The sequence below is a fragment of the Cytobacillus kochii genome, assembly GCF_020171845.1.
Classification (GTDB): Bacteria; Bacillota; Bacilli; order Bacillales; family Cytobacillaceae; genus Cytobacillus; species Cytobacillus kochii.
The window spans coordinates 124,723-146,167 of the sequence record NZ_JAIVAM010000001.1 but is presented as its reverse complement, the minus strand read 5'-3'; the positions used below and the strand labels follow the sequence as shown (position 1 = coordinate 146,167).

At 37.6% G+C, this 21,445-nt stretch carries 19 protein-coding genes; 4 read left to right on the top strand and 15 right to left on the bottom strand.

Translation table 11 applies throughout. From position 1 onward, the window contains the following. Positions 1 to 75 precede the first annotated feature (75 nt). From LCM23_RS00695 to LCM23_RS00670, 6 genes are all read right to left on the bottom strand, one after another. Complete coding sequence (locus LCM23_RS00695) at positions 76 to 753, bottom strand: response regulator (protein WP_224934685.1); 678 nt, start codon at positions 751 to 753, stop codon at positions 76 to 78. Then, complete coding sequence (locus tag LCM23_RS00690) at positions 746 to 2,356, bottom strand: sensor histidine kinase (RefSeq protein WP_224934625.1); 1,611 nt, start codon at positions 2,354 to 2,356, stop codon at positions 746 to 748. Before LCM23_RS00690 ends, LCM23_RS00695 begins: the two co-directional genes overlap by 8 nt. 251 nt (positions 2,357 to 2,607) lie before the next feature. Beyond that, entirely contained in the window at positions 2,608 to 3,678 is a 1,071-nt protein-coding gene (locus tag LCM23_RS00685; RefSeq protein WP_224934622.1) for a zinc-dependent alcohol dehydrogenase, read from the bottom strand. 21 nt (positions 3,679 to 3,699) lie between these two features. Next, the gene (locus LCM23_RS00680; protein WP_224934620.1) at positions 3,700 to 4,377 is read right to left on the bottom strand and encodes a cyclase family protein; all 678 of its coding nucleotides are present in this window, start codon (positions 4,375 to 4,377) and stop codon (positions 3,700 to 3,702) included. Between the two features lie 15 nt (positions 4,378 to 4,392). Beyond that, positions 4,393 to 5,724, bottom strand: a complete 1,332-nt coding sequence (locus tag LCM23_RS00675) for a short-chain fatty acid transporter (protein ID WP_224934618.1) — start codon at positions 5,722 to 5,724, stop codon at positions 4,393 to 4,395. Continuing rightward, entirely contained in the window at positions 5,725 to 6,663 is a 939-nt protein-coding gene (locus LCM23_RS00670) for a 3-hydroxyacyl-CoA dehydrogenase NAD-binding domain-containing protein (RefSeq protein ID WP_224934616.1), read from the bottom strand. A 327-nt stretch (positions 6,664 to 6,990) separates the two neighbouring features. Between LCM23_RS00670 and LCM23_RS00665 the strand changes: the two genes are divergently transcribed. Then, positions 6,991 to 7,338 carry a DUF3870 domain-containing protein gene (locus LCM23_RS00665; RefSeq protein WP_095370442.1) on the top strand — a complete coding sequence of 116 codons (348 nt, stop codon included), beginning with the start codon at positions 6,991 to 6,993 and terminating at the stop codon, positions 7,336 to 7,338. 142 nt (positions 7,339 to 7,480) lie between these two features. Here the strand turns inward: LCM23_RS00665 and LCM23_RS00660 are convergent, their stop codons facing one another. Beyond that, positions 7,481 to 8,146, bottom strand: a complete 666-nt coding sequence (locus LCM23_RS00660; RefSeq protein ID WP_224934614.1) for a YczE/YyaS/YitT family protein — start codon at positions 8,144 to 8,146, stop codon at positions 7,481 to 7,483. Positions 8,147 to 8,276: 130 nt separating this feature from the next. Between LCM23_RS00660 and LCM23_RS00655 the strand changes: the two genes are divergently transcribed. Further along, the gene (locus tag LCM23_RS00655) at positions 8,277 to 9,161 is read left to right on the top strand and encodes a LysR family transcriptional regulator (protein ID WP_224934612.1); all 885 of its coding nucleotides are present in this window, start codon (positions 8,277 to 8,279) and stop codon (positions 9,159 to 9,161) included. A 232-nt stretch (positions 9,162 to 9,393) separates the two neighbouring features. Here LCM23_RS00655 and LCM23_RS00650 read toward each other — a convergent pair whose 3' ends face one another. Both LCM23_RS00650 and codB read right to left on the bottom strand, forming a co-directional pair. Further along, the gene (locus LCM23_RS00650; protein WP_224934610.1) at positions 9,394 to 10,665 is read right to left on the bottom strand and encodes a cytosine deaminase; all 1,272 of its coding nucleotides are present in this window, start codon (positions 10,663 to 10,665) and stop codon (positions 9,394 to 9,396) included. Beyond that, positions 10,634 to 11,911 carry a cytosine permease gene (gene codB, locus LCM23_RS00645; protein WP_224934608.1) on the bottom strand — a complete coding sequence of 426 codons (1,278 nt, stop codon included), beginning with the start codon at positions 11,909 to 11,911 and terminating at the stop codon, positions 10,634 to 10,636. The genes LCM23_RS00650 and codB overlap by 32 nt, the downstream gene beginning before the upstream one ends. A 715-nt stretch (positions 11,912 to 12,626) precedes the next feature. Here codB and sstT point away from each other — a divergent pair. After that, a complete protein-coding gene (gene sstT, locus LCM23_RS00640; RefSeq protein ID WP_224934606.1) occupies positions 12,627 to 13,847 on the top strand; it encodes a serine/threonine transporter SstT in 1,221 nt (406 codons plus the stop codon). A 328-nt stretch (positions 13,848 to 14,175) separates the two neighbouring features. Here the strand turns inward: sstT and LCM23_RS00635 are convergent, their stop codons facing one another. Further along, positions 14,176 to 15,126: an NAD(P)H-dependent flavin oxidoreductase gene (locus tag LCM23_RS00635; protein ID WP_224934603.1), complete on the bottom strand. Its 951-nt coding sequence runs from the start codon at positions 15,124 to 15,126 to the stop codon at positions 14,176 to 14,178. Between the two features lie 82 nt (positions 15,127 to 15,208). Between LCM23_RS00635 and LCM23_RS00630 the strand changes: the two genes are divergently transcribed. Continuing rightward, on the top strand, positions 15,209 to 15,733 hold the full coding sequence (locus tag LCM23_RS00630) for a gamma carbonic anhydrase family protein (RefSeq protein ID WP_224934602.1): 525 nt from the start codon (positions 15,209 to 15,211) through the stop codon (positions 15,731 to 15,733). 13 nt (positions 15,734 to 15,746) lie between these two features. On the opposite strand, the gene paaX is transcribed toward LCM23_RS00630, so the two are convergent. The 5 genes from paaX to LCM23_RS00605 form a co-directional block, all read right to left on the bottom strand. After that, positions 15,747 to 16,631 carry a phenylacetic acid degradation operon negative regulatory protein PaaX gene (gene paaX / locus LCM23_RS00625; RefSeq protein WP_224934600.1) on the bottom strand — a complete coding sequence of 295 codons (885 nt, stop codon included), beginning with the start codon at positions 16,629 to 16,631 and terminating at the stop codon, positions 15,747 to 15,749. A 71-nt stretch (positions 16,632 to 16,702) separates the two neighbouring features. Next, positions 16,703 to 17,479 (bottom strand): enoyl-CoA hydratase-related protein, encoded by a 777-nt coding sequence (locus LCM23_RS00620; protein ID WP_224934598.1) that lies wholly within the window; start codon positions 17,477 to 17,479, stop codon positions 16,703 to 16,705. Positions 17,480 to 17,765: 286 nt separating this feature from the next. Further along, entirely contained in the window at positions 17,766 to 18,971 is a 1,206-nt protein-coding gene (locus tag LCM23_RS00615) for a thiolase family protein (RefSeq protein ID WP_224934595.1), read from the bottom strand. Further along, complete coding sequence (locus tag LCM23_RS00610) at positions 18,968 to 19,843, bottom strand: 3-hydroxyacyl-CoA dehydrogenase (RefSeq protein ID WP_224934593.1); 876 nt, start codon at positions 19,841 to 19,843, stop codon at positions 18,968 to 18,970. Before LCM23_RS00610 ends, LCM23_RS00615 begins: the two co-directional genes overlap by 4 nt. An 81-nt stretch (positions 19,844 to 19,924) precedes the next feature. Beyond that, on the bottom strand, positions 19,925 to 21,442 hold the full coding sequence (locus LCM23_RS00605) for an aldehyde dehydrogenase family protein (RefSeq protein ID WP_224934591.1): 1,518 nt from the start codon (positions 21,440 to 21,442) through the stop codon (positions 19,925 to 19,927). Between the last annotated feature and the right edge of the window lie 3 nt (positions 21,443 to 21,445).

Here is a 21,445-nt window from a genome sequence, read left to right as displayed (position 1 = left end):
AATACGACATACCATACACCGACCTATGTTTTCTCTCTTATACATAAAAAAACCGGTCCCTTTACGACCAGTTTTTCAACGATAAAAATAGTTTCTCTCGGGTCTCCCCACAACCCCATATACTTGTTCAACATAAGCTTTGTTTATACTTACTAAATATTCTAAGTAACGGCGAGCTGTTGTACGAGATGCTCCCATTTTCTCTCCGACCTTGTCAGCTGTTAAACCTGTTCCTCCCTTTTGTAGAATGGAGCGCACTTTCTCAAGCGTAACGTGATCGATACCAGCTGGCAAACCCGTTTGTTTATGTAATATGTCTGTTTGCGTGCGACCAAAGAAATAATCGGCAACCTGTTGATTGACTTCAGTGACAGAAGCGAATTTCCCCTTTTCTTCTTTGTACCTTTCTAAGGTTGCAATAAATACATCCAATGAAACCGGTTTAATTAAGTAAGAGATCACTCCATATTTTAGTGCTTTCAATAAATAATCTTTCTCGTTCGCTGCTGTAATTAAAATAATATCTACAAGAGGATACTTCTCCCTTATTTCCTCTAATAGATCAATTCCTAAACGATCTGGCATATATATATCCATAAGTAATAAATCAACTGGATGCAGTTGTAACAGTTCCATCATTGCATGAGCATTTAAACCTGTTCCAATTACCTTCATCCCATCTATTCTAGTTATATACTCTTCATGAAGTTGCGCAATCCGATAATCATCTTCGGCTATTGCTACTTTAATGATTTCCATTTTTACTCCCCTCTTCCTTTGGTAAATATACTGTAAAGATTGTACCCTTATGCTCATCACTGCTATATTCAATCACACCATTTAGAGATTCTATCTCTACTTGAACATTAAAGAGCCCGTAACCACGATTTTTCCCTTTAGATGATTGTCCCTTTTCGAATAGTTGCTGTGTCATTTCTTCAGCAATTCCCGTTCCATTATCTTGGATTTCAAAAATAATCTCGTCTCCAATATCGGTAACAAAAAATTTCACTTCCTTGAGCGCATTCTCTTTTACTGCATCGAAAGCATTACTAATTAAGTTTCCTAGAATAATAATAAGGGACGATAAAGTGAGGTTATCTGGTAACCCTTCTAAAGAACTCTCTTTATCTATTACAAAGTCTATTTTCTTTTCGGAAGCTTGTCCTAATTTTCCTAATAATATCGCTTGCACTCGTTCATCCTTTATTTTTGTAAAAATGATTTTTTCTTCTTTTTTTAATAATGTTGCTTCGCTGTTTATGAATTCAATCGCTTTCTCCTTTTTATCTAATTGAAGCAAGCCTAAGATGGCATATAACTTATTCGTAAATTCATGTGATTGTGCTCGTAAATCATCAGAGTACTGTTTCACTTCAGATATGGCATCTATCATTCGTTTAATTTCAGTACGATCTCGGAGGCTTGCTACTGTACCAATTCTCTTCCCAGCTTCTATAATCGGTTGTGTATTCATGATAATGGCTTTCTCATCAATTTGTATTTCAACATTTACTTGTTTCTTACAACTCTTCAGTCCTTCAATCATTACCTCTGAAGAAATGACTTCCTCTACTAATCTCCCTTCTACTCCACTCTCTAATGTCAATAGCTGAGCAGCGGAAGTATTGACCATCGTAATCATCCCTTTTTCATCAATAGAAAGAATCCCTTCCTTCACTGAATGGAGTATAGCGTTTCTCTCTCTGAACATGGCAGCAATTTCATAAGGTTCTAAGTTTAATGTGTCTTTCCTAATACTATTAGTCAATGAATAACCAGCAAAGATACCAAGAAACAAGATGATCACAGATACTTTAAGTATTTCTCTAATATCCTCCCAAATGGCTTCATATAAATGGTTCACTTCAAAAAGGACAATGACTGCTCCCTCTACTTTTTTATATTCACCATAATCGACCATTATAGGCGCAACGGCCTTAATCACTTTTTTATCTTCTTCTACTGTTTGCATCACATAAGAGCTTCCATAAATAAGTGCCTTTTCATGCTCTTCTATTGTTAATTCTCCAAAAGTATATTCATCATCAGTCGAGGCGATAATCATGCCATTGCGTTTTTGAAAAAACACTTCCATATTGTCTATCTTTTTTACTTGATTTACTACATTTCCTAAAGTATTTACTAGTTTATAAGAGTTGTAATAGTCATGTAATGCCGGCATATAAGAAATGGTCTTTGCTGTCTGCATTGTTAACTCTTCAGCCTTAGCCATATCATCATTTAATTTCATCACGATATACATCGCCGATAACAATACAATAATAGAAATAATTAAAATAACTATAAGGACGAGAATCTTAATTTTTATAGGAACTTTCAATAACTTTTTCATACAGTTCTCCAGTATTTATAGATTCTTTACATTATAGCAGGATTCTTTCTGAATAATCTATCTACTCATACAATCAATTCTCTATAGTGTGGGCAGAAGCATACGAAATAAGACGATAAAATGATACAACCTATATTTTATTGATAGCGTAAGATTATACCGAAAATTCCTCATGAAATAATCACTAACTCAAAAAACGAACAACCCAAGATTAGAGATTGTTCGTTTGCATTTGCCCATCCTATATAAACTCATTCTCCTGATGGCTTTAATATTACCTTTACCGCTTCTTTACTTATGCCTGCTTTAAATCCTGCTTCTGCCTCTTCCAAAGCGTACGTATGTGTAATAAGTTTTTCATATGGATACTTTCCTGATGCTGCCATGGCAATCGCACGTTTCATCGTTTGTTCTGTCACTCCGTATATTCCTTTTATATCAATCTCACCACGTACAATTTCACTAGTAGCTATGGTACTTTCTTGCGGGCTAATACCAATAAGTAAGACTTCCCCACCTTTTTTGCATATTCTCACAGCATCTGTCAGTGAACCATTAAACCCACTCGTTTCAAAAACATGATCTACGCCATTTCCATTCGTCTTATGAGCAATGGCCTCTAATAAGTTTTCATCATCAACATACACAATATCAGTAGCACCTAGCTCTAATGCTAATGTCAAACGATCTTTGTCCTTTGTTAATCCAGTGACAATCAATTGTTTAAATCCATAGTTGGATAGGGAGGCAACCATTGATAATCCAATGGGTCCCGGTCCAATAACAACCGCTGTTTCACCCGGCAGAATGTTCGCCCTTTCTATTGCGCGTACACCAATTCCAATTGCTTCTAGCATCCCTGCCACCTCAATAGCAACCTCCTCGGGAAGTGGGAGTACATTTTGATAATGGATAGAAGCATACTCTGCCATTCCACCATTTTCTCTAAAACCGTATCGTAATGATTCTGCCGGCACTTTACTCATGGAACCTTTGCCATGGTCACATAGATTCGTTTGCCCTTTCAAACAATTCTCACAATGGCCACAAGGAATATACGGATTAATGACTACATTTTTGCCAATCAAATGAGCATGATCCTTATGACCAACTTCCACGACCACTCCAGCAAATTCATGTCCTAGCGTGACAGGGGTAGATACCCATTCATACGCATTCATCCCTTCGTACATATGAAGGTCACTTCCACAAATGCTAGCAGCTAGCACTTGTACTAGCACATCATTCTCTTTTAAAGTAGGCGATTCTACATCTTTTATTTCAATACCTCGTGATCTATTAGTTTTTACTACTGCTTTCATACAAAGCTCTCCCTCTCTCTTTTACCATTCTTCTATCGCTAAAGCTCTTATTGGTGAGCCCGTCATTCCTTTTAGGTTTAGTGGCGTTCCCATAAAATAAAAATGTTTCTTTGTTAACTTCTCTAGATTTACTACATTCTCAAAAATCATGATATTTCGGCCAAGTAACTCCATATGAACATTACGTTGCATATTTGTATTAATATCGGCATTAGGAAGATCAAGACCAATCGCTTTTACTTTATGTTCCACTACCCAACTAGCAACAGAAGGATCTAATGATAAGCAATCATGAAAACCTGCAGCATTCCATTCACCTGGCCAGCAGCGAAATAAAACGATATCATCCTTCTTCACTTTTAGATTGTCACGACGAACAACCTCTTCTACCATATCTCTTGTTACAGGCTCATTTGCACTCTTATGAGAAACATCTACCAACACGGCATTCCCCATTGTTGCCTCCACAGGGATTTGCTCAATTGTCCAACCATCTTTAAAGAAATGATAGGGAGCATCCATATGTGTACCACTATGATCAGACATGATAATCGTTTTACTCGCATATCCTTCACACGGAGCTTGATATCGCGGTTTGGAAAAGTCATGTGTAACATGATCCATAAATACCACCTTTGGATGAGACGGGAATGATACCAGACCATCATATAAAACAACAGATAAATCGACTACTTTCATTATTAGCTCCTCCTTTTATAGTAAGTAACCCCATATTAAACAAGCTGCAATATAAATAATTCCTACATAAAACATAATCATTACTAAATAACCCATTATATCTTTAAGCTTTAGCTTTGATAAAGCGAGCGCTGGTAAAATCCAGAAGGGTTGAATCACATCATTCCATGCATTACCAAGCATAACAGACATAGATGTTTGGCTAAGACTTGCTCCTAACTCCTTCGCCGCATCAATCATAAATGGTCCTTGAACAACCCAGTGACCGCCGCCAGATGGAGCAAAGAAATTAATAAAGAAAGAACTAATAATTCCCCAGAACGGTAAACTTTCTGCCGTTGAAAAATTAACAAATATAGCAGCAATTGTATCAACTAGACCCGATGATGCCATAATCGCCATGATTCCTGCATAAAACGGAAATTGAAGAATGATTCCTGATATTGTACCAATTCCACTATTTAAGCTTTGTGTATATTTCGCAGGTGTTCCAAGAAGAATAATTCCTAAGAAAAGAATAATAAAGTTAATAATATTAAGATTCATTGTGTTACCATCGATGAAATAGAAAAGGATATAAACTAAACCAATGATACCAATAGCATAACTAAGTAATCGGCTATTATTAATCTTAGAAGCAAAAGTATCATCGCCTAATATATTCACTGATGCTTCTTTTTTCTCTTCGTATAAAGCAGGATTTATCTCTCTTACATTCTCTTTATTCTTTGGGTGAAGAGCAGCATTAACAAGTGGCAAAGTAATTAATAAGACAACCGTTGTAATTACCATTGGTAAAGAGAAAATGGTTTCACTTAAACCGATTATGCCCATTGCCGCTTCCATTGGATGACCTGGTGTAGAAATGAGCACAGGAATACTAGCTGATAAACCTAAACCGTAAAAGGTAAAACCACTATATGCCGCTGCAATAATTAAGGGATAATGCACACCTTTTACATTCATTGCTAATTTACGGGCGATAATTCCTCCGATAACTAACCCAAATCCCCAGTTTAGATAGCTACCAATCGACCCAACTAAAGTGGCCACTATAATTGCACCCTTAGGTGTTTTTACTTTAGCCGCAATTTTATTTAATAACCTATCCGTTAGAGGTGCAGTTGCTAAAACATAACCCATAGCTAAAATAACAGCCATTTGTGTCGTAAAGGCTAATAAATCCCAAAACCCATCTCCCCATGCTAGCACAAGTTCTTTTGGTGTTTGTCCCTCAATCAACATGGCTAGAATCATTGTTAAAATCGTTAATCCAATAGCAAATACAAATGCATCAGGTAAATACTTCCTCATTAAATTCGTGAAGAAGTTTGTCATTTTTTCCATCTAGTTCCCCTCCTTGTTGTCTCTATCTTTAAGCGCTTTCATTATTTGCAAAATTGCGTGATTCTTTTCTTCTACAATTGCTTGTACATTTCTATCTTGCCAATCATAAAAACCTTTCCCACTTTTTATACCCAGCTCTCCTGCTTCTACCTTTTTCACAAAAAATGGATCAGGATCTGTCCGATTTTCGAGATCTGGATATAAGTATGAAGCAATATGAAAATGAACATCTAGTCCATTTAAATCTCGTTGTTCAAGCGGTCCGCTAAATAATAACCGAGGCGCTAAACTATAACGAATAACAGTGTCAATATCTTCTGCTGATGCGACACCTGAAGCTAATAGTGAAATGGCCTCTCTTGCCATTGCATGTTGAATGCGATTGGCAATAAATCCTGGGATGTCTTTCTTAATCAGTACTGGCTTTTTGCCAACCTCTTTTAATAGTGACATCACTTTGTCTGTAGCTGCTTCCGATGTTGCTTTTGCTTTTACCACTTCAACGAGTGGAATGACATGAGCTGGCATGAAAAAATGTGTACCCATCATCCTTTGTGGATAGGTTAGGCATTCAGCTAAGCTATCAATAGACAACCCTGATGTGTTTGTTGCAATAATCGTCTCCTCTGCACAAAACCTCTCTATTTCCTGTAGCACCTGTTGTTTCAGGTCTCGTTTTTCGGGGACTGCTTCAATAATGAACTCAGCTGTTTCCACTTCACTCATTTCTACAGTCATAGAGACAGATGCCATTACACTTTTAACATCATCTGAATTGGAAAGAAGAGCAGAAAGTTGATATTCCATTCTCTCTTTTGCTAAATATAATGCTTCTTTATTCACATCTACTAACGTAACTTGATACCCATTTGTAGAAAACAATTGGGCAATCCCTATTCCCATTGTTCCTCCACCAATAACAGCGATTCTTTTAGTCATTCTAATAACTCCCCCCTCCAGCATTTATATGAATTACCTTAATTTAACAAAAACAAAAAAACCTAGCTATCCCAGGAAAATAAGAAAATTACTCGACTCTTATCTCCTTGAAAAAGCTAGGTATCCTTAAGTGTTATGAAAGGTGAATTTCATCGTTAAGAAGACGCTTTTCTTCAGAAAGAATAATATATTCAAATCATTTTGATAGTATTATCATATTTTAAAAGATTTAGATAGTCAATGGAAAATTTTCAATTCTAAAAACCTTTTAAGTTATATGATAAAATAGAACTGTTTAGTAAACCGAAATAGAAGGGAGCCACTATCATGGCACAAAATGAACTTAGCTCCGTACTTGTTACTGCTTATGCCAAAGCTCCACAAGGCACAGCGATGTATGAAGTATACAAACACGCAGGTATTGTACTCGAAATCAATTCTACTAACCATAAAATTATCAACGCAGAATTTACCTTTATAACTGGACTGACGCAAGATTTCTTTAAGAGATTAATGATTGGATTTGACATGAGTACAGACCTTCAAGGCCTTATCAACCGGATAGAAAAGCACTATTTCGCACCATCCACCACAGCAGTAATTGTTGCCTTAAAAGGAGCCCATAAAAGATATCATGAGAAATTAAAGCAATTGGAAGAGGGAGAATCAAATTGAGAACCGGTTATATTGCCGGTTTGTCTTTTATTCTCCTCCAACTAGATTAGCGTAAACAACAAAATATCTTTCTTAACTAAAAAATAACCAGCAAGGCATCCCCATCCCTCACTGGTTATGATGAATTATTTTATATTACCCCTTAGTTAATCTTACTTAATTCCTCTTGTGGCTTTGCCCACAGCCATTCTTTTAACGGTACTTCGTATAATTTTGTCATCCAACCAAGGATCTTACCAATAAAATAAGCCGCTATAACTGTGCCAACCCCGATAGCTCCTAGTGAATGGACAAAGATGAGGCAAACAGCACCGGCGACACAGACATTCAATAAATCGCTTGTAATTTTCGCCTTACTAAAAACCATCTTAAAACGCGCACTGATGGAATAGGTTAAGGCATCATAAGGCATAAGTGGTAACTTAGCATTAAAATATCCTAACAGGCCTACTGCCACAACAAATAAACTAATAAGCAAGAAGATAATTTTCATCCCAATTGTTTGTGGTGATGGAAAAAGTTGGACTAAAAGCAAAGTTAAATCCATAAATCCACCGAATAAGAACGAAATAATCAGTTGACCAACAACCTCTTTCACAATAAAAGATTTAGTCAAAATGCTTCCAACAATAATAAATAGAATATTCGCAGCGACAGTCATCATACCGATTTTCATACCAGTACTTAAACTTAACGCATAAGGTAATGATGATACTGGTGAAACCCCTAAATCAGCTTGAATAGAAAAACTAACGCCTAGTGATAAAAAAAATAAGCCTAGTACATAAAGAACTAGTCTTTTAGCCATAATTTGTTTCACCCGATTCTAATTTGTTCAATGTTTCACTTACTCATTTTATCATCGAAACAAATATATAAAAAATATATATATGATAAACTAGTTATATCAAATTACATATGATGAAAGGGGAGAAATAATGGATATCAGACAGCTTCAATATTATAAAACAATCGTCGATCAAGGGAGTATTTCTAAAGCAGCAAAAGTTCTGCATATGGCGCAACCCCCTTTGAGCCAAGTTTTAAAAAAGCTAGAAACCGACTTAGGTTCTACCTTAATTCATCGTTACCGAGAAAAATGGGAGTTAACAGAGACAGGAATCATTTTGTACAAATATGCAACACAAATGTTAATGGAAATGCAAGTTGTAGAAGAACAAATACAAGAAATCGAACGAGGAGATGCTGGAACTGTGCGAATCGGGGTATCTTCTTCTTGCTCAAATCTGCTGCTTGATTATATCAGCTTATATCGAAAGGAATTTCCCTATGTCAAGGTCAGTATTTTAAACGGTAATACCGAGGAATTATTGAAAAGACTCGACCAAAGAGAAATCGATATGGCTTTTCTATTAAGACCAATGAATAATGAGCAATACAAAATAAAAAGTTTGAACAAACGATCTTGTGTAGCGATTATTCCAAGTGAATGGGCAGATCAACTGTCTCCTGACAGAACAACTTTTGAAGAAATAGCTTCCTTTCCTTTCATCTTATTAGGAGCACTAGAAGGTTTGACTTTCACTGAAAATATCCTTAAGTCCTTTGAGGAAAGAAATTTAACTCCAAATATCATTATTGAATGTAAAGATGTGATGATGGCCATCCAACTTGTCAGTAAAGGCCTGGGGATATCGATGATTCCGCAAATGGACAATGCTCCTCAGCTGTTTGAAAATATTGAAGTTCGAGCAATACAATCTTATGAATATCAAATGGAACCTGTTATTTTGCGCCTCAAAGAGAAACAAATGTCCAAAGCCTCTTGGCACTTTTGGGAAATGATTGACGGCAAAAGTTAAGGCACTATCAGCCGCTCTACCTGCGGTGGATCCAACAGAAAACTGGCTGAGATTGTAAAATGGTCTTAGTAGTTAATAATAGAGGGGTTAAAAATCGAAAAACTAGATATTATTCATACCCTTTTACTAAAACCAATCCTCTTCCTTTTGCCGATAAATAATTTAGTGTACTTCATTCAAAAACCCCCTATAGAAAAAACCACAGATTCCTCTGTGGTTAATATCGTTAGATTCATTTTTTAAAATCAACTTGCTCAACATGATCTCCAAATGTAATATTAGTTACTTGTGGCTTCGTTTCAGCTATCACTTTACCTCCGCGAATAGAATAAAGGACTGTCGCTTGTTTCCTAACGGCCTCATATTCATTTTCTGCTTCAAGGATAATAAAATTCGCCGGTTTACCTTTATCAATACCATATTCATCCTCGATTTGTAATGTCTTTGCACTATTTTTCGTAATCAAATCGATTGAATTGACAATTTGTTCATAACCGAGCAACTGGGAAGCGTGAATACCCATATGAAGTACTTGTAACATATTGCCTGTTCCAAGAGGATACCAAGGATCAAAAATATCATCATGACCAAAGCAAATATTAAGTCCTGCTTCTTGGATTTCTTTTACCCTAGTCAATCCCCTTCTTTTTGGATACGTATCAAATCTACCTTGCAAATGAATATTGACTAATGGGTTTGAAACAAAATTAATGTTAGACATCTTTAGTAAGCGGAACAGCTTATATGTGTATGCATCATTATAAGACCCCATCGCTGTCGTATGACTTGCTGTTGTTCGTGTTCCTAAACCCCGCTCATACGCCTCTTTAGCTACAACTTCAACAAAACGTGACTGTTCATCATCTATTTCATCACAATGGATATCAATTAAACGATTGTATTTTTCGGCAAGGTCAAAAGCAATCTTCATCGACTCTACGCCATATTCTCTTGTAAATTCAAAGTGTGGAATGCCACCAACGACATCGACACCCATTTTCAACGCTTCTTCCATCAGCTCTGCCCCACTTGGATACGATAAAATCCCTTCTTGCGGGAAAGCAACAAGCTGGATATTAACATAGTCTTTCATTTCTTCTTTTACTTCCAATAAAGCTTTAACAGCTGTTAAGGTTGTATCAGTGGTATCGACATGTGTGCGAACATGCTGAATCCCTTGGGCAATTTGCCATTTTAGCGCTTGCTTCGCCCTTGTTTTAACATCTTCTGGAGTTAAAAATGCTTTACGCTCTGACCATCTTTGGATTCCCTCAAATAAAGTACCACTTCTATTCCATTCTGGCTCACCTGCTGTTAAAGTTGTATCCAGATGAATATGAGGTTCAATAAATGGAGGTAAAGTGAGCGCCCCATCAACATCAATTACTTGTTCACCATCTGGAACTTCAATTGTTTTTTGAGTAATCTCGTGAAAAACACCATCTTTAATAATTAATTGCCATAGCCCTTCTTTACCCCGTAATTTCGCGTTCTGTATGATCATTTGTTGTCATCCCCTTAGATTTTGATATTTTTGCTACAATGAAGGTTAAAACGATATAAATGATTGCTGTGCCAAACAATGCATTAAGAGGTGTAATGCCCGGCATAATTTGAGCAAAAGTAACCCCTAGTGCCCATGCTCCCATGGCCACCCAATTAATGACTTTAAATTTCACTTGCTCAAATTCTACATAGTTTCTACGTTTAATGAAGAAATAATCTGCTATGATAATCGCACCGATAGATGGTACGGCAGCACTTAGGATATTTAAGAAACCAACGAAGTTATTGTACATCCACATAGCAAAGATTGTACCAATCAAACCATTTACGACAACAAATACTTTCTTGGAAATCTTCGTAATATTGGCAAAACCAAGCCCCGATGCATATAAGGCGTTATCATTTGTTGTCCAGATGTTAAGTCCTAATACAAGTACAGCTGGAATCATCAATCCTTGTAAAAACATGACTTCAGATATATCAGCTAAACCATATGCCATCGCACCGACTGCACCAAATAAAAACATAAGTGAATTTCCTAAGAAAAAGGCGATGACTGTTGCTGTTACGGCTTGCTTAGAAGTCCTAGCAAACCTTGCAAAGTCAGGTGTCAATGTTCCGCCGCTTATAAATGACCCTATGCAGATGGACAATGCTGCAGCAACCGTCATCGTTTGCGCAGGTGTGTAATCCATTAAGCCTTCTAAGCCACCAAAAGAAGAAATTCCTTCTATAACTGAATAACCACCCAAGAGCGTGATTGCAGGTACTGCAATAAACCCTAAAATAACCAATGACTTCATCCCGTAGAGTGAAGTGATTGTCATCGCAATACCGAAACCAAAGATAAGTGCATACACATTCCAATCTAGCGCTGTTGCTACAGGAACAGCAAACATAGCCACACCAACACCAAACCAACCAACTTGTGTAAATCCTAGTAAAAAGGAAGGCAAATACGACCCTTTCTCTCCAAAAGCATATTTAGCTAATAGATGTGTGGACAATCCTGTCTTGGCAGCAATATGTGCAAGAGCACCTGTATATATGCCTAATAGTAAATTCCCTAAGAGGACGATGACAATAAACTCACTAAAGCTCAGCCCTATACCAAGCTCTCCTCCTGCTAACATACTTGCTGAGAAAAACGTGAACCCTAACATAACGAATAATGTCTTCCAGAAATTATTTCTCTGCGATTTTGGCACCGCTTGCCACGAAAACTCTTGATCGATTTTACTCATGTAAATCCCTCCATCAGTTTTCTGATACCAAAAAGCAGAAAAAAAGAGACTAATCATCAGTAAGATCTGACAATTAGCCTCTAATTTCATTATCTGTATATGATTATATATAGTATTTCTCTCTAGAAAATACTATATCACTACAGAAATAATGTTATCCGCTGCCCTTGCCAGCCTCTCTGGACTGAATTAAAGGTACCAGTATTTAATTGAGTTTATTATTGCAGATAATCAAGCTGCAGTCAATAGTATTTCATTTATGAAATATTTTACAATAACATTCCATTCAATGGTATTTACCTGTGGAATATCTATACGATCAAGATGAAATAATAGAGCAGAAACTTACGTTTTTATAAACCTAGGTAAATTCAAATACCTTCGTCTCTGCTTTATAAATATATTAAATATGTAATAAAAAGGAAGACAATAATCATTAAGTTAAACGATCACAAAAAATCTCAAACTAGCGAACAGGAAGTAACATATCTTGCGAAAGCCATTTGCATTTACTATTTTTATTTTTTATCTATTAAAGAAAGAGCAACACATAGACTTTTTGAAGGAAAATCATCTATCAAAAATGAATATTTCGAAATAATTTCTTATTCCGTTAATGAACAATTCGTGATACACTTATTGAAAGATATTGTCCACGTGGACGTGACAACTGTACATTATATTAATATATTAAATTTGAATTTGGAGGATCATCATGAAAAACTTCATACGTAAATGGAGCGAAATTAGTTTAGTAAAGCGTATTCTAGCTGGTCTGATTATTGGTATTATATTAGCTTTAGTTGTTCCACAAGCTAGTTGGATTTCTATATTTGGTTCTCTATTTGTCGGTGCTTTAAAAGCTGTTGCGCCTGTATTAGTCTTATTTTTAGTTATTAACGCTATCAGCAGCCACAAAGTTGGGCAACAAACAAATATGAAGACGATCATTTTACTATATGCAATAGGTACATTCTCAGCTGGTGCTATCGCTGTTATTGCTAGCTTCATATTCCCTGTTAACCTGACACTTCAAACTGGAGCAGAAGATGTTACACCTCCAGGTGGTATCATGGAAGTATTGCAAACATTGTTATTTAATATAGTAGATAATCCAGTTAACGCATTAATGAATGCAAATTATATTGGTATTTTAGCTTGGGCAATCGTACTGGGCGTTGTTTTGAAATCGATTGCTGCAGATACAACAAAAATTGCATTAGCCAATATCTCAACAGCTATCACCACTATTGTTAAATGGGTAATTGAGTTAGCACCAATCGGTATTTTAGGTCTTGTTTTTGATGCGATTGCTACAAATGGACTTTCCGCATTAACAGAATATGGACAGCTTTTAATCTTGCTGCTTGGCTGTATGTTCTTTATTGCACTTGTAGTAAATCCATTAATCGTTTTCTTTTTCACAAGAGAAAACCCTTATCCAATGGTTTTACAAACATTAAGAGAAAGTGCGATTACTGCATTCTTCACTAGAAGCTCTGCTGCTAATATCCCTGTAAACTTAAATCTTTGTAAAAAGATGGATTTAGATGAAGATACTTATTCTATCTCTATTCCACTAGGTGCTACAATTAATATGGCAGGAGCTGCTGTGACTATCTCCGTATTAACACTAGCCGCTGCCCATACTCTAGGTATTGAAGTAGATCTATGGACAGCCATTATTTTAAGTGTCTTATCTGCTGTATCTGCTGCCGGTGCATCAGGTGTGGCTGGGGGGTCTCTATTATTAATTCCTCTAGCAGCTAGCTTGTTCGGGATTTCTAATGATGTAGCCATGCAAGTCGTTGCAGTTGGATTCATTATTGGAGTTCTACAAGACTCTTGTGAAACCGCATTGAACTCATCTTCTGATGTATTGTTTACTGCGACTGCAGAAAAGGCAAAAAAACGAAAACAAAATCACGTGGCATAAAGCATAGAGGTTGGGACATAAGTATATAGCTAATAATTTATCCGAATGATTAAGGCGTATCTAACATCTAATCATTCGGTTTTTTTCTGTGATTTGAATCCTTATATGAATAAGAATAGTGAAATGAAGCGGAAGACACTCGACTCCTGCGGGAAATAGAGGGAAAGCTGAGACCCCGCAGGCAATGCCGAGGAGGCTCAGCCCCTCCCCGCGGAAAGCGAGTGTCTGTAGTGCAATGGAACGGACTTTTTTGCAAATAATTTTTTATAAACTATAATTTGTTATTGTTCGTTTTTGAAATTAGTTCATCTAGTAATGTCGTGACTCCTTATTTAAATAACTGCTGATGAATTTCACTTACCTGCGCTTCTAAATCCTTCATCATTTGTTCAATTAAGAATTTCACAGTTGGGATTCTGTCAATAAGCCCAACAACCTGACCACCATTTATGAAGCCGTTTTCAAAATCACCCTCAATAGCGCCTAATACATGCTGTGTTTCTGATGTTTTTGCTAAATATTGTTCAACTGAATCATTTTCCTGTTCCGCTAGCACTGTTTGAGCATACGGCACAGTGATGACTCTTCTTACTTTCCCATGTGGTCTGCCCAATATCATTGTTGAAAGGTCGTCACCCTGAATGATTTTTTTCTTATAGTTTTCATGAAAAGGTGCTTCTTCTGTGGCAATAAACCTCGTTCCCATTTGGCAACCACTTGCTCCTAACATCATAGCTGCTGCTAATCCGCTCCCATCACCAATACCACCAGCTGCAACAACTGGAACATTAACAGCCTTGACGATTTGTGGAATTAACGTAAAAGTCGTAAGTTCTAAGCTTGAGTTAATTCCTGCTGCCTCAAAACCTTCCGCTACTAATATATCCGCTCCTGCTCGTTCCGCCTTCATAGCATGTTTCACTGAAGCGACAACGACAATGACTTTTATCCCCACCTCATGTAGCTTAGCTATGTATGGTGCTGGATTACCAGCTGATAGAGAAACAATCGGCACTTGCTCTTTTATAACCAATTTCATCATCCCTATCACGTCTTCTGTAACAGTCAGGGGAATATTGACGGCAAACGGTTTTGTTGTCATTTTTTTCACTGCTTTAATCTTTTCGGCTACTTCTTCAACGGATGATGTCCCACACCCGATTGTCCCTAAGCCTCCTGCTTCAGATATAGCCGCTGTTAATTGTGCAGAGCTGATATTGCCCATCCCTCCTTGAATAATGGGATATTGAATATTTAAAAGAGTTGTTAAGTATTTCATTTTTTCACCACCTGTAATAATTATGTTATAATAAATTTTAATGTATGACAATTCTAAAAAATATAAAAGTGAGGAAAAAATAATGATCATACCTTACCGAGACAAAAAACCTTCTGTAGATCAAACCGTATTTCAAGCACCAGGGTCTTATATTATTGGTGATGTAATCATTGGAAAACAATCCTCTGTTTGGTTTAATGCTGTCATTAGAGGAGATGAAGATAGAATAATCATTGGAGAACGTTGTAGTATTCAAGATAATGCAACCATTCATCTATACGAAGGTTCACCAACAATTATTGAAGATGAAGTAACAGTAGGCCATAATGCTGTTCTTCATGGTTGCCATATTGGTAAGCGCTCAATTGTAGGTATGGGATCAACCATTTTAGATGGGGCACACATTGGAGAAGAATGTATTATTGGTGCCAATACGCTTATACCAGCCAATAAAAAAATTCCGCCACGCTCCCTTGTGATCGGCTCACCCGGAAAAGTTGTACGTGCAATCGATGAGAAGGATCTGGCGTTAATACAACTTTCTATTGATAGTTATGTGCAAAAAGGCGCAGAATTTCAAGGGCAACAAGTGAAAAACGATGGCTGAAATAGCCATCGTTTTATTCTTCACTCATTAAAGGATGCTTCGACACATCATAATCAGCATCTTTTCGTTTGATATCATTATCCTTCCGAAAAATCTCTTCGAAGAATTCATTAGCAGGTTCTGCAAGTAATTTATAATATTGCGTAAATAAAAGTGCTGCATGGTTCCCATTCCACTCTACAGGAAGAAGCTCCTTCGGTAGACCTGGATCGATAAAGAGAAATTTACGGTATTCATGAACAAGTAATGTCCTTTCGACAAAACATTCTGCTTTAGTCATTTTCCCATCTTGGATCATACTTTGATGAATAATATATTGCTTACTATATGTAGAAATAAACTCTTCATACTTTGCTTGAATTTCATCTACAGGCCAACTTCTCTCCACTAATGACAGGCTATCTTGAGGCCCCTTATATTCTGAAACAAAGAAGTCAACATAAGACTCTATCTCATACTTCTTAACAAGTTGCTTGACTTCTTTTTCTAGGTTATTTGGTGAGATCCAAAAACCATTTTGAAAACTACCGAATCCACTCCAAACAAGCTCTTTTCTGAACTCATCACGAACCTGGCGTTTTTCCTCTGGAATCGAATACATAAGGAAACACCATTTACCTTTCCAACTATGCGGGTTCAGTTTAAATATCCTACCCGCAGCTTCCTCCATCCGATCTTCTCCACGCAGGGTCAAATAGTAATAGCTTTTATTCCCTTTCTTTTCAGACTGAACCCAGCCTTGCTTGTACATTCGGGACATTGCTACTCTTGTTGACTGCTCATTATGGCCAAATTCTTTCAGTAGGTGGATGAGCGTACCTATCCAAATCTTATTGCCATAATGACGCAAGTAATCTCCATATATCGTAAAGATTAAAGATTGCGTATTATTGCCCATTTCTATCACACTCTTTTTCCATTCGTACTTTATCTTTTATCTTATCTAAAAAAGACAAAGAAACGCAATAGTTATTTCCCTTGAAACACCGGTTGTCTTTTTTCACTAAATGCTTGCAGTGCCTCGACACGATCATTTGTTGGTAACGTTAGTTCATATGCCTTCGATTCAATCGCCATCCCAGTTTGAATATCTGTGTTCATCCCTTGTGAGATTGCATATTTTGCCTGGATAAGCGCAACAGGCCCGCTTTTCAACATTTGTTGTGCGAAGTTAATACAAGTCGATTGTAAAGCCTCTTTCTCTACTACTCTTGTCAAAATTCCTAATCCATATGCTTCATTAGCTGATATTTTCGCGGCTGTGAAGATTAACTCCTTCGCTTTCATCTCTCCAACCACTCTCGGTAAGCGCTGTGTACCACCTGCACCTGGAATGATGGCCCAGCTCGTTTCGGTTAAACCTAATTTAGCATCTTCTACTGCGAGAGCAAAATCACAAGCAAGAATCAGTTCGAACCCTCCACCAAAGGCATATCCGTTTATTGCAGCAATCGTTGGCATCGGTAGATTAGCAATATCATTGAACACATCACGAATTAAGCGGACATTTCTTCTTGTTTGTTGTTCATTCAATGTTTTTCTTTCTTTTAAATCTGCTCCAGCACTAAAGGCTTTATCTCCTGCCCCTGTGAAAATAACCACACGTACATCAGGATTTATTTGCATATCCGCTACCGTTTCTTGAAGCTTTTTCAGTGTAGCATAATCAAAACAATTAAGGACGTCTGGACGATTAATCGTAACCGTTGCAATATGATTCTCTAGCTTGAATAATACGTTTGTCATTGAGTTTTCCTCCTTTAAAGGATACTATTTGATAGATATGATCGCTGGATGTTTAGCCTAGTGATACCATAATTGTATGGATTGTTAATTTGGGATTTTGCCATTGCTATAATGCTCTCTTTTGTGAGGCTCTCATTTACCAAGAACGAACTTACGACGTTGCATTGATCACTTTCCTCTGATAATGGTTCTTGCCTCTTCACTTATTAAAACAAGATTTACTCCCTATTAAATGCCACAATGTCCCCTTATACATGAAGGGGACATGGCCAAACAATATCATTCTTTATTCTTCTACATTTTTCACAATAGCAGCAATTCCTTGTCCCACTCCAATACACATCGTTGCTAGTCCATATGTTTCTTTTCTACGTTTCATTTCATATATCAACGTCGTAAGAATTCTCGCACCACTTGCCCCTAATGGGTGACCGAAGGCAATCGCCCCTCCGTTGACGTTAACTTTGTCTGTATCTAATTCAAGTTGTTTCACGCATTCTATTGATTGTGATGCAAAAGCTTCGTTTAGTTCAACCAATCCAATATCAGCTGTAGATAAATGGGCACGATTTAGCGCCTTTCTTGATGCATAGATTGGGCCGAGTCCCATGACTGCTGGTTCTAGTCCGGCTGTTGCACCAGCAACATAGGATACTAATGGTTTTAGTCCTAACTCTTTTGCTTTATCCGCACTCATAATTAACAATGCACTTGCACCATCATTGACACCAGAAGCATTACCTGCAGTAATTGTTCCGCCTTCAAAAATGGGACGTAGTTTAGCTAACTTTTCTAATGAGGTATCGGGGCGTGGGTGCTCGTCCGTATCCACTACTACTTCATTTCCTTTACGATCGTGATAGACAACAGGGACGATTTCCTTTTTAAAAATATTAGCGTCCATAGCTTTTTTTGCACGTTGTTGGCTTTCGTAAGCAAATGCATCTTGATCTTCACGAGAAATATTGTAACGTTTGGCTACATTTTCAGCTGTTTGAGGCATAGAGTCTGTGCCATACATTTCATGAAGCTTTTTATTCGTAAAACGCCAACCAATCGTTGTATCGAACATTTCCATATTACCTCTTGGGTAGTCTTTACTCGGTTTAGCCATCACAAATGGTGCACGCGTCATACTCTCCGTACCACCAGCAATATAAACGTCACCTTCCCCAACGGCAATCGCACGTGCTGCATATAAAACAGCATCTAATCCGGACCCACAGAGACGGTTCAATGTTGTACCTGCAACATCAATAGGTAAACCTGCTAAAAGGGCTGACATACGACCAACGTTCCGATTGTCTTCTCCCGCTTGATTGGCATTGCCTAGGACCACCTCTTCTATTTGCTCAGCAGGTAACCCAGGGTTCCGATCGACCAATGCTTTAATGACTGTTGCACCTAAATCATCGGGACGGACATCCTTTAATGCGCCTTTATAGCGACCAATTGGTGTTCTTACTGCATCAACGATAACAACTTCTCTCATTTTACAGATGCCTCCTCTGATTTTTTCGTGTAATCATAGACGCCTTTGCCAGATTTTCTTCCCAATCTGCCAGCTTTGACGTATTGTTCTAGTAATGGAGCAGGACGGTATTTTTCACCTAATTTTTCATGTAGATACCTTAAGTTGTTTAATCTTGCATCCAAACCTACCAAATCGACTAATTCGAATGGTCCCATCGGATAATTCAGACCTAACTTAATCGCTTTATCAATATCTTCTGGCGTCCCTAATCCTTCTTGAAGCATATAAAATGCTTCATTTCCGACGAGCGCACTCATACGACTAGTTACAAATCCTGGAAACTCATTTACAACAACTGTTTCTTTACCCATTTTGCCAGCAACACCTTCAATAAAAGCAACTGTGTCATCATTCGTTTCTAATCCGCGAATGATTTCAATTAGCGGCATTTTATGTACCGGGTTGAAGAAGTGCATGGCGATTGTTTTTTCTGGGCGGTTCGTATAGGAGCCAATTTCCGTCGGGCTCATTGTTGATGTATTAGAGGCAAAACGACAATGTCCAGGTGCATATTGATCAATCGTTTCAAAAATGTCTTTTTTAATGCTCGCAATTTCTGGAACAGCCTCAATAACAAGATCCGCATCAGCCACTACTTGTTTCAAGTCTGTTGCATAGCTTAGATTCGCTTGAGCCGCGGCTGATTGTTCACCCGTAATTTTCCCACGAGAAACACCTTTTGCAAAAATACTTTCAATCTCTTTTTTTGCACTGTTCAATGCTTCTTCCTTTATATCATTCAAGACAACTTCGTATCCACCGACTGCGCTCACATAAGCAATCCCTCTGCCCATCACGCCTGATCCGACAACAACAATTTTACTCATCATGCTCTCCTCCTCTATTTCCCATTAATAAATGAAGGCGGATGCCAAGGGTAAATAGTCTTGGCATCCGCATATGTGTATTCCTTAAATGCCGAATGGGTTCAGCGGTTTGTTCCCAAAGTAAGAAATAATACTTTTTGTTTCTGTATAAAGATCCAATGTTTCAATACATAATTCACGACCGAAACCAGACTGTTTGTAACCACCAAAAGGTGTACCAGGAAAAGCAGAGAATGGGCAGTTCACCATAACAATTCCTGCTTCAATTTTGTTTGCTACTCTTGTTGCTTTTGCTCCGTCTTTTGTCCAAACAGCGGAGCCCAAACCATACACAGTATCATTCGCCAGTTTAACTGCTTCTTTTTCATCTTTGAATTTCATGATAACAACAACTGGCCCAAAGATTTCTTCTTTAACCACTTTCATCTCATGATTCACATTAGCAATCACTGTAGGCTCATACCAAAAGCCATTTTCAAACCCTTCTACTTGCGCACCTTTACCACCCGCAAGAATTTCAGCGCCTTCTTCTTTGGCAGATTGCACATAACCATCAATGACATCCCATTGGTTCTGATCGATAATGGCACCAACATGTGTCCCCTTATCAAATGGGTTACCTAATGTTAATGACTTTGTTTTTGCAACAAATTTCTCTACAAATTCATCGTAAATATCCTCATGTACATAGAGACGAGAACGCGCTTCACAAGATTGACCTGTGTTATAGTAAATTCCGTAGATTGATCCTACAACTGCTGCATCAATATCCGCATCATCGAAAACGATATTTGGTGATTTTCCACCTAGCTCTAATGTCACGCGTTTCAATGTATTTGAAGCTTTCGCCATAATATCTTTACCAATTGGTGTTGATCCTGTGAAAGCCACTTTATCCACTTTATCGTGCTCAACTAAGTAATTCCCTACATCTTTACCTGATCCAGGAACAATATTTACTACTCCTGCCGGGACACCTGCTTCGATGCAGATTTCTCCTAAAATAATCGCTGTAAGTGGTGTTAAGCTAGCTGGTTTCACAACGATTGAACATCCAACTGCAATCGCAGGAGCAACCTTCCAAGCAGCCATCATTAGAGGATAGTTCCAAGGGATGATTTGTGCACAAACCCCTACAGGTTCCTTTTCAGTATAATTGTGAAATTGTCCTGCCATTGGATTGACTGTTCCACGGTGACCAACAATCGCGCCTGCATAAAATTCAAAATCCTCAATCGCTTGCATCACTTGTCCTTGTGCTGTGCTTAATGTTTTACCCGTATCAAGCATCTCTAATTCAACGAGTTCATTAAAGCGACTACGCATAATAGCAGCGATTTTATTCATAATACGCGATCTTTTATTAACGGGAAACTTCTTCCACTTTCCGTTGTCAAATGCATCTCTTGCTGCTAAAACTGCTTTTTCTGCATCTTCTTTTGACGCTTTTGCCACCTCTGCCAATAATTCACCAGTAGCAGGGTTATAAGTTTTGATTGTTGCTCCGCCTGTGCTTTCTACTTTTTCGCCATTAATTATCAGGTGATAGTAATCTCTCTTCATTGATACTGCTTCTTTAGCTGTTTCTTGAACTGTTGCCATGTC

Bases quoted from the DNA above. Each gene is read 5' to 3' on its own strand.
- LCM23_RS00690 (WP_224934625.1), bottom strand. From the start codon at position 2,356: ATGAAAAAGTTATTGAAAGTTCCTATAAAAATTAAGATTCTCGTCCTT.
- LCM23_RS00685 (WP_224934622.1), bottom strand. From the start codon at position 3,678: ATGAAAGCAGTAGTAAAAACTAATAGATCACGAGGTATTGAAATAAAA.
- LCM23_RS00680 (WP_224934620.1), bottom strand. From the start codon at position 4,377: ATGAAAGTAGTCGATTTATCTGTTGTTTTATATGATGGTCTGGTATCA.
- LCM23_RS00675 (WP_224934618.1), bottom strand. From the start codon at position 5,724: ATGGAAAAAATGACAAACTTCTTCACGAATTTAATGAGGAAGTATTTA.
- LCM23_RS00670 (WP_224934616.1), bottom strand. From the start codon at position 6,663: ATGACTAAAAGAATCGCTGTTATTGGTGGAGGAACAATGGGAATAGGG.
- LCM23_RS00665 (WP_095370442.1), top strand. From the start codon at position 6,991: ATGGCACAAAATGAACTTAGCTCCGTACTTGTTACTGCTTATGCCAAA.
- LCM23_RS00660 (WP_224934614.1), bottom strand. From the start codon at position 8,146: ATGGCTAAAAGACTAGTTCTTTATGTACTAGGCTTATTTTTTTTATCA.
- LCM23_RS00655 (WP_224934612.1), top strand. From the start codon at position 8,277: ATGGATATCAGACAGCTTCAATATTATAAAACAATCGTCGATCAAGGG.
- LCM23_RS00650 (WP_224934610.1), bottom strand. From the start codon at position 10,665: ATGATCATACAGAACGCGAAATTACGGGGTAAAGAAGGGCTATGGCAA.
- codB (WP_224934608.1), bottom strand. From the start codon at position 11,911: ATGAGTAAAATCGATCAAGAGTTTTCGTGGCAAGCGGTGCCAAAATCG.
- sstT (WP_224934606.1), top strand. From the start codon at position 12,627: ATGAAAAACTTCATACGTAAATGGAGCGAAATTAGTTTAGTAAAGCGT.
- LCM23_RS00635 (WP_224934603.1), bottom strand. From the start codon at position 15,126: ATGAAATACTTAACAACTCTTTTAAATATTCAATATCCCATTATTCAA.
- LCM23_RS00630 (WP_224934602.1), top strand. From the start codon at position 15,209: ATGATCATACCTTACCGAGACAAAAAACCTTCTGTAGATCAAACCGTA.
- paaX (WP_224934600.1), bottom strand. From the start codon at position 16,631: ATGGGCAATAATACGCAATCTTTAATCTTTACGATATATGGAGATTAC.
- LCM23_RS00620 (WP_224934598.1), bottom strand. From the start codon at position 17,479: ATGACAAACGTATTATTCAAGCTAGAGAATCATATTGCAACGGTTACG.
- LCM23_RS00615 (WP_224934595.1), bottom strand. From the start codon at position 18,971: ATGAGAGAAGTTGTTATCGTTGATGCAGTAAGAACACCAATTGGTCGC.
- LCM23_RS00610 (WP_224934593.1), bottom strand. From the start codon at position 19,843: ATGATGAGTAAAATTGTTGTTGTCGGATCAGGCGTGATGGGCAGAGGG.
- LCM23_RS00605 (WP_224934591.1), bottom strand. From the start codon at position 21,442: ATGGCAACAGTTCAAGAAACAGCTAAAGAAGCAGTATCAATGAAGAGA.